The sequence below is a fragment of the Thermus thalpophilus genome (genome assembly GCF_022760915.1).
GTDB lineage: Bacteria > Deinococcota > Deinococci > Deinococcales > Thermaceae > Thermus > Thermus thalpophilus.
This window is the reverse complement of record NZ_JAKTNS010000001.1, coordinates 48,894-62,928: the sequence shown is the minus strand read 5'-3', so window position 1 is coordinate 62,928 and position 14,035 is coordinate 48,894. Positions and strand designations below refer to the sequence as shown.

Sequence of the window (14,035 nt, the reverse complement as noted above, 5' to 3'; positions counted from 1 at the left end):
GCGAGATGGGCCTGACCTTAGCGGAGAAGATCCTGTCCCACAAGGCGAAGCGCCCGGTGCGGGCGGGGGAGCTCGTGGTGGTGGAGGTGGACCAGGTGATGGTGGTGGACTCCATCGCCGGGAGCTTCTTCAAGCGCCTGGAGTACCTGAACGCCACCCCCCGCTACCCCGAGCGGGTTTCCATCGTGATTGACCACGTGGCCCCCGCGGCCAACCTGGAGGTGGCCAAGGCGCAAAAGGAGATCCGGGAGTGGGGCAGGCGCCTGGGCATCCGGGTCTTTGACGTGGGGAGGGGGGTCTGCCACCAGGTCCTGGTGGAAGAAGGGCTCGCCCAACCTGGGTGGATCGTGGTGGGCTCGGACTCCCACTCCACCACCTACGGGGCCGTGGCCGCCTTCGGCACGGGCATGGGGGCCACGGACATCGCCTTGGCCGCGGCCAGTGGCCGCACCTGGCTAAGGGTGCCGGAAAGCGTCAAGGTGGTCTTCCGGGGGAGGCTTCCCAAGGGGGTCACGGCCAAGGACGCCGCCTTGGAGATGGTGCGCCGCCTCACCGCGGACGGGGCCACCTACATGGCGGTGGAGATCCACCTGTTGGACGGGGCGGAAAGCCTTTCCCGGGGGGAAAGGATGACCCTGGCCAACCTCACGGTGGAGGCGGGGGCCAAGGCGGGGCTCGTGGTGCCGAGCGGGGAGATTTTGCGGATGTACCGGGTGCCCGAGTGGCTCTACCCCGACCCCGACGCCCAGTACGCCCGGGAGGTGGAGATTGACCTTTCCACCCTCACCCCCAGGGTTTCCGTGCCCTTCTACGTGGACAACGTGCACGAGGTGGCCCAGGTGAAGGGCAAGCGGGTGGACCAGGTCTTCATCGGCACCTGCACCAACGGGCGGATTGAGGACCTGCGGGCGGCGGCGGAGGTGCTCAAGGGTAGGAAGGTGGCCCCCTGGGTGCGGCTTTTGGTGGTGCCCGCTTCCAGCCAGGTCCTGGAGGAGGCGGCCAAGGACGGGACCCTCCTCACCCTCCTGGAGGCGGGGGCCACCATCGGCACCCCCGGGTGCGGCCCCTGCATGGGGCGGCACATGGGGGTTTTGGCCCCGGGGGAGGTGTGCGTTTCCACCTCCAACCGCAACTTCCGCGGGCGCATGGGGGCCCCGGACGCGGAGATCTACCTGGCAAGCCCCCGGGTGGCGGCGGCCAGCGCCGTGGCCGGCTACCTGACCACGCCGGAGGAACTGGAGGTGGCCCATGCCTAGGGTCTGGAAGTTCGGCGACCAGATCAACACCGACGACATTCTTCCGGGAAAGTACGCCCCCTTCATGGTGGGGGAGGACCGCTTCCACCAGTTCGCCTTCGCCCACCTAAGGCCCGAGTTCGCTAAGGAGGTGCGCCCCGGGGACATCCTGGTCTTCGGCCGGAACGCCGGGCTTGGTTCCAGCCGCGAGTATGCCCCCGAGGCGCTAAAGCGCCTGGGGATCCGGGCGGTGATTGCCAAGAGCTACGCCCGCATCTTCTTCCGCAACCTGGTGAACCTGGGCATCGTTCCCTTTGAGTCGGAGGAGGTGGTGGATGCGCTAGAGGACGGCGAGGAGGTGGAGCTGGACCTCGAGGGGGGGGTTTTGCAGAGGGGAAGGGAGCGCTTCCTCCTCCGCCCTCCACCCCCCTTCCTCCTGGAGGCGCTCAAGGAGGGGTCGCTTCTGGACTACTACAAGAAGCACGGGCGCTTCCCGGGGGAGTAAACTCTGGTCATGGAGGACCTAGAGATCGTCTGTCCGGTGTGCGGCGAGGCCAGCGTGGTGCTGGCCGAGGATCTGGAGACCCTCGAGGTGGGGGACGTCTTGGAGTGCGAGGCCTGCGGGGCCTTTCTGGAGGTGGTCTCCCTGGACCCCTTGGAGGTGGAGGTGACGGAGGAGGGCCTGGAAGGCTTCTTCGTGGACTGCCCCCGTTGCGGCTACACCTTTGAGGTGTCCGAGGAGGACCAAGGCCAAGAGGTGCAGTGCCCCGAGTGCGGCTTTAGCTTTGTCCCCGACTGGAGCGAAGTGGAAGGAGAGGAGGACGAGGAATGGTAGCCACCTGTCCAGAATGCGGTGCGGAGATCCGTTTGGAAAACCCCGAGCTTGGGGAGCTGGTGGTCTGCGAGGACTGCGGCGCCGAGTTAGAGGTGGTGGGGCTTGACCCCTTGCGCCTCGAGCCCGCCCCCGAGGAGGCGGAGGACTGGGGCGAGTGAGGCTTTAGGGCCTTGGGGAAGGCCTTTTGGCCTTCCCCCTTTCTAGAGCCATGCTGGCCATCCTTTACGACCGCATCCGCCCCGACGAGAGGATGCTCTTTGAGCGGGCCGAGGCCCTGGGCATCCCCTACAAGAAGGTGTACGTTCCCGCCCTGCCCATGGTCCTGGGGGAAAGGCCCGAGGAGCTGGAGGGGGTCACGGTGGCCCTGGAGCGGTGCGTGAGCCAAAGCCGGGGCCTGGCCGTGGCCCGCTACCTCACCGCCTTGGGCATTCCCGTGGTGAACCGCCCCGAGGTGATGGAAACCTGCGGGGACAAATGGGCCACCAGCGTGGCCCTGGCCCGCCTCGGGGTGCCCCAGCCCAAAACCGCCCTCCTCACCGATACCGAGGAGGCCCTGAAGCTCATGGAGGCCTGGGGGTACCCCGTGGTCCTCAAACCCGTGATCGGGAGCTGGGGGAGGCTTCTCGCCAAGATCACCGACCGGGAAGCGGCGGAGGCCATCTTGGAGCACAAGGAGGTTCTGGGGGGCTTCCAGCACCAGCTCCTCTACCTGCAGGAGTACGTGAAAAAGCCCGGGCGGGATATCCGGGTCTTCGTGGTGGGGGATAGGGCCATCGCCGCCATCTACCGCAAAAGCCCCCACTGGATCACCAACACCGCCCGGGGCGGCCAGGCGGAAAACTGCCCCCTCACCGAGGAGCTCGCCGCGCTCTCCGTGCGGGCGGCCCAGGCGGTGGGGGGCGGGGTGGTGGCCATTGACCTCTTTGAGTCCGAGCGGGGGCTTTTGGTGAACGAGGTGAACCACACCATGGAGTTCAAGAACTCCGTGCACACCACGGGGGTGGACATCCCCGGGGAGATCCTGCGCTACGCCTGGGAGGTGGCCCGTGGATAGGAAGACCATCTCCATCGTGGGGGCTTCCGGGTATGCCGGGGGGGAGTTTTTGCGCCTGGCCCTTTCCCACCCCTATTTGGAGGTGAAGCAGGTGACCTCGAGGCGCTTCGCCGGGGAGCCGGTGCACTTCGTCCACCCCAACCTCCGGGGGAGAACGAACCTCAAGTTCATCCCCCCCGAGAAGCTGGAGCCCGCGGACATCCTGGTCCTGGCCCTGCCCCACGGGGTCTTGGCCCGGGAGTTTGACCGCTACGCCGCCTTGGCCCCCATCCTCATAGACCTCTCCGCCGACTTCCGCCTGAAGGACTTGGAGCTTTACCGCAAGTACTACGGGGACCACCCCAGGCCCGACCTCCTGGGCCGCTTCGTCTACGCCGTGCCCGAGCTCCACCGGGAGGCCCTAAAGGAGGCGGACTGGATGGCGGGGGCGGGGTGCAACGCCACCGCCACCCTCCTCGGCCTCTATCCCCTCCTGAAGGGCGGGGTGCTCAAGCCCACCCCCATCTTCGTCACCCTCCTCATCTCCACCTCCGCCGCCGGGGCGGAGGCCACCCCGGCGAGCCACCACCCGGAAAGGGCGGGTTCCCTGCGGGTCTACAAACCCACGGGCCACCGCCACACCGCCGAGGTGGTGGAAAACCTCCCGGGCCGCCCCGAGGTCCACCTAACCGCCATCGCCACCGACCGGGTGCGGGGCATCCTCATGACCGCCCAGTGCTTCCTCCAGGACGGCTGGAGCGAGCGGGACGTGTGGCAGGCCTACCGCGAGGCCTACGGGGCCGAGCCCTTCGTCCGCCTCGTCAAGCAGAAGAAGGGCGTCCACCGCTACCCCGACCCCCGCTTCGTCCAGGGCACCAACTACGCCGACATCGGCTTTGAGCTGGAGGAGGACACGGGCAGGCTGGTGGTCATGACCGCCATTGACAACCTGGTGAAGGGCACCGCCGGCCACGCCCTGCAGGCCCTGAACATCCGCATGGGCTGGCCGGAGACCCTGGGCCTGGACTTCCCCGGGCTTCACCCCTAGGAGGCGCCATGATCGTGGTCAAGGTGGGCGGCGCGGAGGGCATCAACTACGAGGCGGTGGCCAAGGACGCGGCCTCCTTGTGGCGGGAGGGCGCGCGGCTCATCCTGGTCCACGGGGGAAGCAGCGAGACCAACAAGCTGGCGGAGGCCCTGGGCCACCCGCCCCGCTTCCTCACCCACCCCGGGGGGCAGGTGAGCCGCCTCACGGACCGCAGGACCCTGGAGATCTTTGAGATGGTCTACTGCGGCCTGGTGAACAAGCGCCTGGTGGAGCTTTTGCAGCGGGAAGGGGCGAACGCCATCGGGCTTTCCGGCCTGGACGGAAGGCTTCTCGTGGGCCGCAGGAAGACCGCGGTGAAGTACGTGGAAGACGGCAAAATCAAGATCCACCGCGGGGACTACACGGGCACGGTGGAGGAGGTGAACAAGGCGCTTTTGGACCTCCTCCTGGGGGCGGGTTACCTCCCCGTCCTCACCCCGCCCGCCCTAAGCTATGAAAACGAGGCCATCAACACGGACGGGGACCAGATCGCCGCCCTGATCGCCACCGCCTACGGGGCGGAGGCCCTGGTGTACCTCTCCAACGTGCCCGGCCTCCTCGCCCGCTACCCGGACGAGGGGAGCCTGGTGCGGGAGATCCCCGTGCACAACGTGGAGGATCCCGAGTACCTGGCCCTGGCCCAGGGGCGGATGAAGCGCAAGGTGATGGGGGCGGTGGAGGCGGTGCGGGGTGGGGTGAAGCGGGTGGTCTTCGCCGACGCCCGGGTGGAAAACCCCATCCGCCGTGCCCTGGCGGGAGAGGGCACCGTGGTACGCTAGCCCCATGGCGCGCTTCGCCCTGGTCCTCCACGGCCACCTCCCCTACGTGCGGGCCCACGGTATGTGGCCCTTTGGGGAGGAGACCCTCTACGAGGCCATGGCCGAGACCTACCTGCCCCTATTGCGGGCCCTGGAGAGGCTTTGGCAAGAAGGGGTGGAGGCCCGCTTCACCCTGGGGATTACCCCCATCCTGGCGGAGCAACTGGCGGACGCCCGCATCCGCCAAGGGTTTTCCGCCTACGCCCAAGACCGCTTGGAGCGGGCCCAGGGGGACTACCTTCGCTACCAGGGCACGGACCTGGAAAAAAGCGCCCGCCACCAGGTGACCTTCTGGGAACTCACCCTGGACCACTTTCACTCCCTTTCCGGAGAGATTCTGCCCGCCTTCCGCCGGGCCCAGGACCGGGGGCAGGTGGAGCTCATCACCTCCAACGCCACCCACGGCTACTCGCCCCTCCTCGGCTACGACGAGGCCCTTTGGGCCCAGATCAAAACCGGGGTGGCCACCCACCGCCGCCACTTCGCCCAACACCCCACGGGCTTTTGGCTTCCCGAGATGGCCTACCGCCCCCGGGGTCCTTGGAAGCCCCCGGTGGAGGGCCCCCCGGAAGGGCTTAGGGCCGGGGTGGACGAGCTTTTGATGCGGGCTGGGATCCGCTACACCTTCGTGGACGCCCACCTGGTCCAAGGGGGTAAGCCCCTTGCCCCCTATGGGGAGGCGAGCTTGGGGCCGGTGGAAAGCGGGGAGACCACCTTTTACGTGCACGAGCTGGAGTCGGGGCTTCGGGTCCTCGCCCGCAACCAAGAGACCGCCCTCCAGGTCTGGAGCGCCGACCACGGCTACCCGGGGGAGGGCCTTTACCGCGAGTTCCACCGCAAGGACCCCCTTTCCGGCCTCCACCACTGGCGGGTGACCCACCGCCAGGCGGACCTCGGTGCCAAGGCCCCCTACGACCCCGAGGCCGCCTTCGCCAAGGTGCGGGAACACGCCGCCCACTTTGTGGGCCTGGTGGCCCGCCTCGCCCGCCGCCATCCCCATGGGGTCATCCTGGCCCCTTACGACGCCGAGCTTTTCGGCCACTGGTGGTACGAGGGGGTGGCGTGGCTGGAGGAGGTCTTGCGCCTCTTGGCCCGGGAAGAAGGGGTAAAGGCGGTGACGGCCAAGGAGGCGGTGCAGGGGCCCGCCGTGCGCACCGCCTTGCCCGAGGGGTCTTGGGGCCGGGGCGGGGACCACAGGGTCTGGCTGAACGAGGCCACCTTGGACTACTGGCGCCAGGTCTACCGGGCGGAAGGGGCCATGCGGGAGGCGGTGCGGCGGGGCGTCTTGCCCTCTTCGGTGCTGCAGCAGGCCATGCGGGAGCTTCTCCTCCTGGAGGCCTCCGACTGGCCCTTCCTCATAGACACCGGCCAGGCCAAGGAGTACGCCGAGGAGCGCTATAAGGCCCACGCCGAGCGCTTCTTCCGCCTGCTAAGAGGGGTTTCCCCGGAGGAGCTAAAAGCGCTGGAGGAGCAGGACAACCCCTTTCCCGAGGCGGACTTTAGGCTGTACCAAGAGCTAGGATAAGGCTGTGGTCCGGCACGCCATCCTCCAGTTCCGGCCGGAGAAGGGGCGGGTTCGGGAGAACCTGGCCCGCTTGGCCGAAGCCCTCCGCCTCCTAAAGCCCCACGCTCCCGAGGTGGTGGTCCTGCCCGAGGCCGCCCTCACGGGGTACTTCCTGCAAGGGGGGGTGCGGGAGCTCGCCCTCACCCGCTACGAGCTTCTGGAACTCCTTTCCAAGGTGCACCGGGAGGCGGGTTGGGAGGGGCTTTTGGACATGGTGGTGGGGTTTTACGAGCGGGACGAGGGGGCCTACTACAATAGCGCCGCCTACCTGGAGCTCCCCCACCGGGTGGTCCACGTTCACCGCAAGGTTTTTCTGCCCACTTACGGGGTCTTTGACGAGGAGCGCTACCTGGCCCGGGGCCGGCGGGTGGAGGCCTTCGGCACCCGCTTTGGCCGGGCCGCCATCCTCATCTGCGAGGACTTCTGGCACTCCGTCACCGCCACCATCGCCGCTTTGGATGGGGCGGAGGTCCTCTACGTGCCGGCGGCCAGCCCGGCCCGGGGCTTCCAGGGGGAGCGCCCGGAGAACGTGGCCCGCTGGCGCACCCTGGCCCAGGCGGTGGCAGCGGAGCACGGGGTCTACGTGGTCCTGGCCAGCCTGGTGGGTTTTGAGGCGGGGAAGGGGATGAGCGGGGGGAGTCTGGTGGCGGGCCCCGAGGGGCGGATCTTGGCCGAGGCGCCCCTCTTTGAGGAGGCGGCCCTCCTCTTCCCCCTGGACCGGGAGCGGATCCCCCCGGTGCGCTACGATAGTCCCCTCCTTTCCGACCTCGAGGCGGGCCTTCCCCTTCTTCTCCCTGACCTGACCCGGCTCCTCAATGGGAGGCGGCATGAGGCTTCTTGAGGCGCCCAAGGCGCACGAGGTGTTGGAGCTCAACTGGTCCCTGGTGGCGGACTTCCTCACCCGCTTCATCCGGGAGGAGCTCGCCTGGCGGGGGTACACCAAGGCCCTGGTGGCGGTCTCGGGCGGGGTGGACTCCGCCACCACCTTGGCCCTGGCGGTGCGGGCCTTGGGGCCGGAGAACGTCCACGCCCTTTTCCTGCCCCACAGGGACTCCAGCCCCCTTTCCCGGGAACACGCCCACCTGGTGGCCCGCACCTTCGGCGTGGCCCTGGAGGAGGTGGACATCACCCCCATGGTGGAGGGGTACGCCGCCCTCACCCCCGACCTCACCCCCCACCGCAAGGGGAACGTCATGGCCCGGGCCCGGATGATCGTCCTCTTTGACAAGGCCGAGGCCTACAAGGCCCTCCCCCTGGGCACGGGCAACAAGACCGAAAGGCTTTTCGGCTACTTCACCTGGCACGGGGACGATACCCCTCCCGTGAACCCCTTGGGCGACCTCTACAAGACCCAGGTTTGGCGCCTGGCGGAGTACCTGGGGGTGCCCGAGGCGGTGGTGAGGAAGCCCCCCACCGCCGACCTCATCCCCGGCCAGACGGACGAGGCGGACCTGGGGGTGCGCTACCTGCGGGCGGACGTGATCCTGGAGCACTACCTCAAGGGCTACCCCGACGCCTACATCCTGAGCCTGGGCTACACCGAGGAGGAGCTTAAGCGGGTGAAGGAGCGGGTGAACCGCACCCACTGGAAGCGGGCCCTGCCCACCGTGGCCCTTCTTTCCTCCACCGCCATCGGGGAGTTTTACCTGAGGCCCTTGGACTTTAGGCTATGAGGGGTGAAGCGATGAACGACCAAGCCCTGCGGGCCTATCTGGAAAGGGCCCGGACCATCGCCGTTTTGGGTGCCCACAAGGACCCTTCCCGCCCCGCCCACTACGTGCCCAAGTACCTGTGGGAGAAGGGCTACCGCATCCTGCCCGTGAACCCCCGCTTCGCCGGGGAGGAGCTCTTTGGGGAGAAGGTGGCGGCGAGCCTCGCCGAGCTCCAGGCCCCGGTGGACATCCTGGACGTCTTCCGCCCCCCTTCCGCCCTCCCGGACCACCTCCCGGAGATCCTCGCCCTGAGGCCCGGCCTGGTCTGGCTCCAGTCGGGGATCACCCACCCCGGCTTTGAAGGGGCCCTACGGGAGGCGGGCATCCCCGTGGTGGCGGACCGCTGCCTCATGGTGGAGCACAAGCGCCTTTTCCGGGGCCCCATTCCCCTCTAGCGTGGAAGCCTGGCAGAAGGCCCTCCTCGCCTGGTACCGGCAAAACGCCCGGCCCCTTCCCTGGCGGAAGGAGAAGGACCCCTACCGCATCCTGGTTTCCGAGGTCCTCCTGCAACAGACCCGGGTGGCCCAGGCCATCCCCTACTACCACCGCTTCCTGGCCCGCTTTCCCACCCTGAAGGCCTTGCGGGAAGCCTCCCTGGAGGAAGTGCTGAGGGTCTGGCAGGGGGCGGGCTACTACCGCCGGGCGGAGCGCCTCCACCGCCTGAGCCGGGAGGTGGAGGCCCTTCCCCCAAGCTTCGCCGCGCTTCAGGAGCTCCCCGGCCTAGGGCCCTACACCGCGGCGGCGGTGGCCTCCGTGGCCTTCGGGGAGCGGGTGGCGGCGGTGGACGGGAACGTGCGCCGGGTGCTCTCCCGCCTCTTCGCCCTGGAAAACCCATCCCCTCGGGAGCTCTTTTCCCTGGCTCAGGGGCTTCTCCCCGAGGGGGAGGACCCCGGGGAGTGGAACCAGGCCCTCATGGAGCTGGGGGCGGTGGTCTGCCTTCCCCGGAAGCCCCTCTGCCCCGCCTGCCCCCTCGCCGCCTTCTGCCGGGGCCGGGAGGCTTGGGCGCGCTACCCGAGGCCGAGGCGGCGGGAGGCGCCGGAGGAGGGGCTCGCCGCCTTGGTCCTTTTGGGGAGGCGGGGGGTGTACTTGGAGCGCCTTGCGGGCCGCTTCCAGGGGCTTTACGGGGTGCCCCTTTTCCCGGAAGGGGAGCTGGAGGCGCGGGCCCAGGCCTTCGGCGTGGCCCCCCGGTACCTGGCCGAGGTCCGCCACGCCCTCACCCACCGCCGGCTCCGGGTGCGGGTGTACGGGGCCCCCTGGGACGGGGAGGGGGAAGATCCTAAAGCCAAGCCCCTACCCAAGCTCATGGAGAAGATACTGGGCGAGGCGCTTCCCCTCCTGGCTCATGCGGGCGTAGTCCCCCTCCCGCACGCAGAGCCCCACGGCGTGGAGCCCCGCTAGGCCCTTTAGGCGGAAGGTCCCTTCCTCCCACTCCTCGGGGTGGAAGGCGTGGTAGCGCACCCGGTAGCCCGGGGTGGTGGGGGTTTCGGGGACTTCCCCCTCTTTGTCTAAGAAGCGGAAGCCAAGGGCTTTCAGGTCCTCAAAGAGGTCGGGGTAGCTTGCCTCGGAAAGCCTTCCCGCCTCCTCCTCCACTTCGCCTAGGTAAAGTCGGGCCCCAAGGAAGCTTCCCACCGCCAACACCACCCGCTCCCCCCAGGCGGGGGGGCCTTCCCAGGTCCTCACCCCCACCACCCGCTCCCCCTCCAGGAGGAGCCCCGTGGCCGTGGCCTGGAAGAGGTGGAGGCGGGCTTCCGCCTCGAGGAGGTACTTGGCCCGGGCGTGGAAGGCCCAGACCCGCTCGTCCTCGGGGTCATAAGCCCTTTCCAGGAGGCTTCCTTGGGGAAAAGGGGGCTTGGGGGGGAGGAAGGGCATCATCACCGAGTCCAGGCTTTGGGTGAGGAGCCCCACCTCCACCCCAGCCCGGGCCAGGTGCCAGGCGGCCTCGGCCCCGGCGAAGCCCGCCCCCACGATGAGCACTCGGTAGCGCCGCATAGCCCTTAAGAAAAAGGCCCTCCCTCAGGGAGGGCGCGCTGGCGGGCCGTGAAGGACTCGAACCTCCAACCCCCGGTTTTGGAGACCGGTGCTCTGCCAATTGAGCTAACGGCCCCCGCCTTGGGGATTGTAGCACACCCTTGACGCCAAGGGGAAGGGGGCGGAAGGGGTAAAATGGCTCCATGCCCCGCCTTCTTTTTGCCTTGCTCTTACTCCTTTTCGCCTTCGCCCAGGAGGCCACGCACGTGGTGGCGCCCGGGGACACCCTTTTTTCCCTCGCCCGGCGCTACGGCACCACGGTGGAGGAGCTCATGCGCCTCAACGGGCTGGAAAGCTTCCTCATTCGCCCGGGGCAGGTGTTGAAGGTGAAGCCCCTCGAGGCCTCCACCCACGTGGTGGCCCCTGGGGACACCCTCTTTGCCCTCGCCCGCCGTTATGGGACCACGGTGGACGCGCTCATGCGCCTAAACGGCCTCGCCTCCCCCGAGCTCAAGGTGGGGCAGGTGCTCCGGCTTCCCCCAAACCAGGAGGCCCCACCCGCCCCGGAAGGGCAGGCGCAAGGGGAGGTGGAGGAGGAGTGGAACCCCGAAAGCCCCCTCTTGCGGGCGGTGCTCCGCTACCTGGGGGTGCCCTACAAGTACGGGGCCAACTCCCCCTTGGCCCTGGACTGCTCCGCCTTCGTAGCCCAGGTGTACGCCGAGCTTGGGGTGGCCTTGCCCCGCACCTCAAAGGAGCAGTACCAGGCCCTCACCCCCGCCGATGCCCTCCGCCCCGGGGATCTGGTCTTCTTCAGCTTCGGGGGGAAGGAGGTGGACCACGTGGGCATCTACCTGGGCCGGGGGGTCTTCGCCCACGCCTCTAGCTACGGGAGCCGGGTGGTGATTGAGAGCCTCGAGGCCCCCTTCTACCAAAAGGCCTACCGGGGGGCGCGGCGGGTGGCGCAGGAGGCTACGGCCAGTCTGGGATCTCCCCCCGGGCCTTCCTCAGGGCGGTGAGGAGGGCTTCTCCTGGCCTTCCTTCACCCCGGAAGGCCTCCTGCTCCCGCTCCAACCAGGCCTCCCCCGGGCGGAAGAGCACCCCCCTGGCCTCCCGAAGGGCCTCCTCCAAAAGGGCCCCGAGGGAGTAGAAGGGGGCCCCTGGGGGTAGGTCGGGGTCAAAGCCCTGGCGGGCTAGGGCCCTGCCATAGGGCGTTTCCCGCGCCTCCATGGTGCCCCCTTGGGTGAAGTAGCGCTTTAGCACCCGGTTCCAGTCCCCCACCCGGCTGTAGGGGGCCATGGCCCGGTAGGCCTCCTCGAGGTCCTCCGCGCTGTAGGGGCGGTAGCGGTCCTCGTGGACCACGAGCCTGCGGGGAAGCCTTGGCCTCGGCGGGCCCTCCTCGTCGGGCACGCCCACCGCCAGGCCCGCCACGGGAAGAACCCCCGGGGGAAGCCCCAGGAGGTCTACGAGGGCTTCTATCCCGTTCAGCACCCCTCCGATGAAGCAAACCCCGTAGCCCAAGGCCTCGGCGGTGAGGGCCAGGTAAGCCCCGGAAAGCCCCGCGTCCAGGATGGCGAAGTGGAGGGCGGTCCTGGGCCAAGGGGCCATGGCTTGCCCCCGGTGGGCGAGAAGCCGTTCCAGGCGGTGCACGTCCGCCAAGAGGACGAAGAACTCCGCCGCCTGCCGGATGTGTTCCTGCTCCCCGGAGAGCCTGGCGATCTCGTCCCGGAGGGCGGGGTCCCGGAGCCGGATGACGGAGTAGAGCTGGGCGCTGGCGTCCGTGGGGGCCCGCTGCAGGGCGAAGAGGAGCTTTTCTAGGTCCTCTTCGGGGATGGGCTCGGGCTTGAAGCGGCGGGTGCTACGCCGTCTGGCCAGGACTTCCAGAAGGTCCACGGGAGGCATCCTACTGCAAGGGAAACTCCAGCCGCACCACCTTCCAGCCGAAAAGCCCCTGCCGCTCCAGGTAAAGCCGGCTTTCCGGGTCGTCCTTGTGGTGGATGTAGGCGGTGCGGAAGTCCAGGTACCTTAGCCGCCAGTTCTTCACCTCCTCCTTGGGGGCTTGGCCCGGCTCGGCGCCCGTGCCCAAGGCGGCGAGCCCCTCCGGGGTGAGGAGGGCCTCCACAAAGGCGTTCACCAGGCCCGCGGCGAAGAGGTAGGCCAGGCCGGCGAAGGGGTTGTTCTCCGCTTCCTTGGCCGCCTCCTGGAGCACGTGGGCGTTGATCTGGGCCTTAAGCCCCTCCCGCACCCGGGGGAAGTCCACCATGCGCTCCAGCTGGGCCCGGTCGCCCGCCAGGATGGCGTTTTGCAGGTGGCGGAGGAAGAGGTAGGGCGAGGCCCAAAGGTAGGCTCCCAGGGCCACACCCACAAGGCCGAGGGCCAAAAGAGCGATCCATAGGGGCTTCCGCATGGCTCCTCCTGGATTTGGAAAGGGGAATAAACCTGTCCCCCCTACAGAATACGGGGCCAAGGGCTGGTTAGTAAACCCCGAGAAGGCGCAAGTAAGCCTCCCAGATGGCCGGCCCGAAGAAGAAGGCCGCCACCCCCCCGAGGGCCAGGTAGGGCCCAAAGGGGATTTTGCGCTGGCGGAAAAGGAGCCCGGCCAAAGCCCCGGCGAAGACCCCGAGGAAGAGGGCCAAGAAGGCGTAAAGCCCAAGCCAGGCGCCCAAGGCTCCCAAAAGCTTCACATCCCCGTAACCCAGGGCCACGGGCTCCTCGTCTTCCCCTTCCGGCACCGGGCGGAGGGCCCAGTAAAGCCCCCCGGCCAGGGCCAGGCCCCCCGCGGCGAGGAGGGCTCCTTTGAGGCTCGCCAGGAGGTCCAGGCCCAGGGCGGGGGCGAGGAGGAGGGCCAGGGGCAGAAGGGGCAGGGTCAGGCGGTCCGGCAGGACCACGGGCTTTCCGGTGCGCCCGGAAAGGGCCCAGGTGAGGAAGGCCAAGGCCATCCCCACCCCGGGGCCCAACAGCGCCCCGAAGAGGGCCGCCATGTGCACCTGGTGGGGCCCCACGGGCACCTCGGCCCGGCCCTCTTGGAAGCGCCTCATGAAGAGGTTGGCGTAGCCGGCGATGAGCCCAAGCCCTCCCGCCGCCAGGAGGGCCCCGTCCAGGGCCTCCCCGAAGGGGAGGGGAAAGGAAAGGAGCCAGGCCCCGAGGAGGCCCAGGAAGAGGAGGCCGTAGGTGAGCGCGTCGGGAAGCTCAAAGGTGTCCAGGTCAATGAAGGAGAGGGCCACGAGAAAGCCCAAGAAGGCGAAGACCAAAAGCGCTTCCACCGAGGGCGGGTAAAAGAGGGCGGCGAGGAGGAAAAGCCCCCCCGTGAGCCCCTCCACCAAGGGGTAACGGGGGCTAATGGGCTTGCCGCAGTAGCGGCACCGCCCCCGAAGGCCCAGGTAGGAGAAGACGGGGACCAGGTCCAAGGCTGAAAGCCTGTGGGCGCAGTGGGGACAGCGGGAAGGGGGGAAGACGATGGATTCTCCCTTAGGCAGGCGGTGGATGACCACGTTGAGGAAGGAGCCCACCAAAAGGCCCAAGACCAGGGCGAAGAGGGGCCACATGGGGGCATTTTACGGGGTGGGCCGCCTGGGGTTCTTGGGGTCTAGGAGGGGCTCTGGGTTTGGAAGCTTCCGAAAGAGGGGCGGTTCTAGCCGGCCCATCCTCGAGGCCTTTCGCCGCGTCCTCGGTCTGGGCTGGGCGGAGGGCTTGGGTGGGCCCCTTCAGGGGGAACTTAGGGCGAGCCGCCCCTTTTCCTTGGGTCGCGGAGGCGGGAGGCCATTCGCCCCGCTTTCACACCCCAGG

Annotated in this window: 17 protein-coding genes and 1 tRNA gene; 13 read left to right on the top strand and 5 right to left on the bottom strand. The window is 68.6% G+C overall.

The window, feature by feature from the left end; all coding sequences use genetic code 11:
• Positions 1-5: 5 nt before the first annotated feature.
• Genes L0D17_RS00360 through L0D17_RS00305 form a run of 12 tightly spaced genes read left to right on the top strand, consistent with a single transcriptional unit; the run spans position 6 to position 9,682 of the window.
• Positions 6-1,256: a 3-isopropylmalate dehydratase large subunit gene (locus tag L0D17_RS00360; protein WP_243093398.1), complete on the top strand. Its 1,251-nt coding sequence runs from the start codon at positions 6-8 to the stop codon at positions 1,254-1,256.
• The gene (locus L0D17_RS00355) at positions 1,249-1,740 is read left to right on the top strand and encodes a LeuD/DmdB family oxidoreductase small subunit (RefSeq protein ID WP_243093396.1); all 492 of its coding nucleotides are present in this window, start codon (positions 1,249-1,251) and stop codon (positions 1,738-1,740) included. Before L0D17_RS00360 ends, L0D17_RS00355 begins: the two co-directional genes overlap by 8 nt.
• Positions 1,741-1,749: 9 nt before the next feature.
• On the top strand, positions 1,750-2,070 hold the full coding sequence (locus L0D17_RS00350; RefSeq protein WP_243093394.1) for a TFIIB-type zinc ribbon-containing protein: 321 nt from the start codon (positions 1,750-1,752) through the stop codon (positions 2,068-2,070).
• On the top strand, positions 2,064-2,228 hold the full coding sequence (gene lysW / locus L0D17_RS00345; RefSeq protein ID WP_039455264.1) for a lysine biosynthesis protein LysW: 165 nt from the start codon (positions 2,064-2,066) through the stop codon (positions 2,226-2,228). Before L0D17_RS00350 ends, lysW begins: the two co-directional genes overlap by 7 nt.
• 50 nt (positions 2,229-2,278) lie before the next feature.
• A complete protein-coding gene (gene lysX / locus L0D17_RS00340; protein ID WP_039455470.1) occupies positions 2,279-3,124 on the top strand; it encodes a lysine biosynthesis protein LysX in 846 nt (281 codons plus the stop codon).
• Positions 3,117-4,151, top strand: coding sequence for an N-acetyl-gamma-glutamyl-phosphate reductase (gene argC / locus L0D17_RS00335; protein ID WP_039455266.1), 1,035 nt, complete (start codon positions 3,117-3,119; stop codon positions 4,149-4,151). The genes lysX and argC overlap by 8 nt, the downstream gene beginning before the upstream one ends.
• Positions 4,152-4,159: 8 nt before the next feature.
• Positions 4,160-4,969: a [LysW]-aminoadipate kinase gene (locus tag L0D17_RS00330; protein ID WP_243093392.1), complete on the top strand. Its 810-nt coding sequence runs from the start codon at positions 4,160-4,162 to the stop codon at positions 4,967-4,969.
• Positions 4,970-4,973: 4 nt separating this feature from the next.
• Positions 4,974-6,533: a 1,4-alpha-glucan branching protein gene (locus tag L0D17_RS00325; RefSeq protein ID WP_243093390.1), complete on the top strand. Its 1,560-nt coding sequence runs from the start codon at positions 4,974-4,976 to the stop codon at positions 6,531-6,533.
• Positions 6,534-6,537: 4 nt separating this feature from the next.
• Positions 6,538-7,413: a nitrilase-related carbon-nitrogen hydrolase gene (locus L0D17_RS00320; protein WP_243093387.1), complete on the top strand. Its 876-nt coding sequence runs from the start codon at positions 6,538-6,540 to the stop codon at positions 7,411-7,413.
• Complete coding sequence (locus tag L0D17_RS00315; RefSeq protein WP_243093385.1) at positions 7,400-8,245, top strand: NAD+ synthase; 846 nt, start codon at positions 7,400-7,402, stop codon at positions 8,243-8,245. Before L0D17_RS00320 ends, L0D17_RS00315 begins: the two co-directional genes overlap by 14 nt.
• An 11-nt stretch (positions 8,246-8,256) precedes the next feature.
• Complete coding sequence (locus tag L0D17_RS00310; protein WP_243093555.1) at positions 8,257-8,679, top strand: CoA-binding protein; 423 nt, start codon at positions 8,257-8,259, stop codon at positions 8,677-8,679.
• A 1-nt stretch (position 8,680) separates the two neighbouring features.
• Entirely contained in the window at positions 8,681-9,682 is a 1,002-nt protein-coding gene (locus L0D17_RS00305) for an A/G-specific adenine glycosylase (protein ID WP_243093384.1), read from the top strand.
• On the opposite strand, the gene L0D17_RS00300 is transcribed toward L0D17_RS00305, so the two are convergent.
• Both L0D17_RS00300 and L0D17_RS00295 read right to left on the bottom strand, forming a co-directional pair.
• A complete protein-coding gene (locus tag L0D17_RS00300; protein ID WP_243093374.1) occupies positions 9,575-10,273 on the bottom strand; it encodes an FAD-dependent oxidoreductase in 699 nt (232 codons plus the stop codon). The two genes, L0D17_RS00305 and L0D17_RS00300, sit on opposite strands and share 108 nt — an antisense overlap.
• A 39-nt stretch (positions 10,274-10,312) precedes the next feature.
• Positions 10,313-10,388: transfer RNA gene (locus tag L0D17_RS00295), tRNA-Trp, on the bottom strand.
• A gap of 67 nt (positions 10,389-10,455) precedes the next feature.
• Here L0D17_RS00295 and L0D17_RS00290 point away from each other — a divergent pair.
• Complete coding sequence (locus tag L0D17_RS00290) at positions 10,456-11,268, top strand: C40 family peptidase (protein ID WP_243093373.1); 813 nt, start codon at positions 10,456-10,458, stop codon at positions 11,266-11,268.
• Here L0D17_RS00290 and L0D17_RS00285 read toward each other — a convergent pair.
• The 3 genes from L0D17_RS00285 to L0D17_RS00275 form a co-directional block, all read right to left on the bottom strand.
• Positions 11,222-12,142, bottom strand: coding sequence for a nitroreductase family protein (locus L0D17_RS00285; protein WP_039455475.1), 921 nt, complete (start codon positions 12,140-12,142; stop codon positions 11,222-11,224). The two genes, L0D17_RS00290 and L0D17_RS00285, sit on opposite strands and share 47 nt — an antisense overlap.
• A 10-nt stretch (positions 12,143-12,152) precedes the next feature.
• Entirely contained in the window at positions 12,153-12,656 is a 504-nt protein-coding gene (locus tag L0D17_RS00280; RefSeq protein WP_039455282.1) for a DUF2939 domain-containing protein, read from the bottom strand.
• Positions 12,657-12,723: 67 nt separating this feature from the next.
• A complete protein-coding gene (locus tag L0D17_RS00275) occupies positions 12,724-13,794 on the bottom strand; it encodes a prepilin peptidase (RefSeq protein WP_039455283.1) in 1,071 nt (356 codons plus the stop codon).
• Between the last annotated feature and the right edge of the window lie 241 nt (positions 13,795-14,035).

Excerpts from the sequence above, each read along its gene's own strand:
- L0D17_RS00360 (WP_243093398.1), top strand. The coding sequence starts at position 6 with ATGGGCCTGACCTTAGCGGAGAAGATCCTGTCCCACAAGGCGAAGCGC.
- L0D17_RS00355 (WP_243093396.1), top strand. The coding sequence starts at position 1,249 with ATGCCTAGGGTCTGGAAGTTCGGCGACCAGATCAACACCGACGACATT.
- L0D17_RS00350 (WP_243093394.1), top strand. The coding sequence starts at position 1,750 with ATGGAGGACCTAGAGATCGTCTGTCCGGTGTGCGGCGAGGCCAGCGTG.
- lysW (WP_039455264.1), top strand. The coding sequence starts at position 2,064 with ATGGTAGCCACCTGTCCAGAATGCGGTGCGGAGATCCGTTTGGAAAAC.
- lysX (WP_039455470.1), top strand. The coding sequence starts at position 2,279 with ATGCTGGCCATCCTTTACGACCGCATCCGCCCCGACGAGAGGATGCTC.
- L0D17_RS00330 (WP_243093392.1), top strand. The coding sequence starts at position 4,160 with ATGATCGTGGTCAAGGTGGGCGGCGCGGAGGGCATCAACTACGAGGCG.
- L0D17_RS00325 (WP_243093390.1), top strand. The coding sequence starts at position 4,974 with ATGGCGCGCTTCGCCCTGGTCCTCCACGGCCACCTCCCCTACGTGCGG.
- L0D17_RS00315 (WP_243093385.1), top strand. The coding sequence starts at position 7,400 with ATGAGGCTTCTTGAGGCGCCCAAGGCGCACGAGGTGTTGGAGCTCAAC.
- L0D17_RS00310 (WP_243093555.1), top strand. The coding sequence starts at position 8,257 with ATGAACGACCAAGCCCTGCGGGCCTATCTGGAAAGGGCCCGGACCATC.
- L0D17_RS00300 (WP_243093374.1), bottom strand. The coding sequence starts at position 10,273 with ATGCGGCGCTACCGAGTGCTCATCGTGGGGGCGGGCTTCGCCGGGGCC.
- L0D17_RS00290 (WP_243093373.1), top strand. The coding sequence starts at position 10,456 with ATGCCCCGCCTTCTTTTTGCCTTGCTCTTACTCCTTTTCGCCTTCGCC.
- L0D17_RS00280 (WP_039455282.1), bottom strand. The coding sequence starts at position 12,656 with ATGCGGAAGCCCCTATGGATCGCTCTTTTGGCCCTCGGCCTTGTGGGT.
- L0D17_RS00275 (WP_039455283.1), bottom strand. The coding sequence starts at position 13,794 with ATGTGGCCCCTCTTCGCCCTGGTCTTGGGCCTTTTGGTGGGCTCCTTC.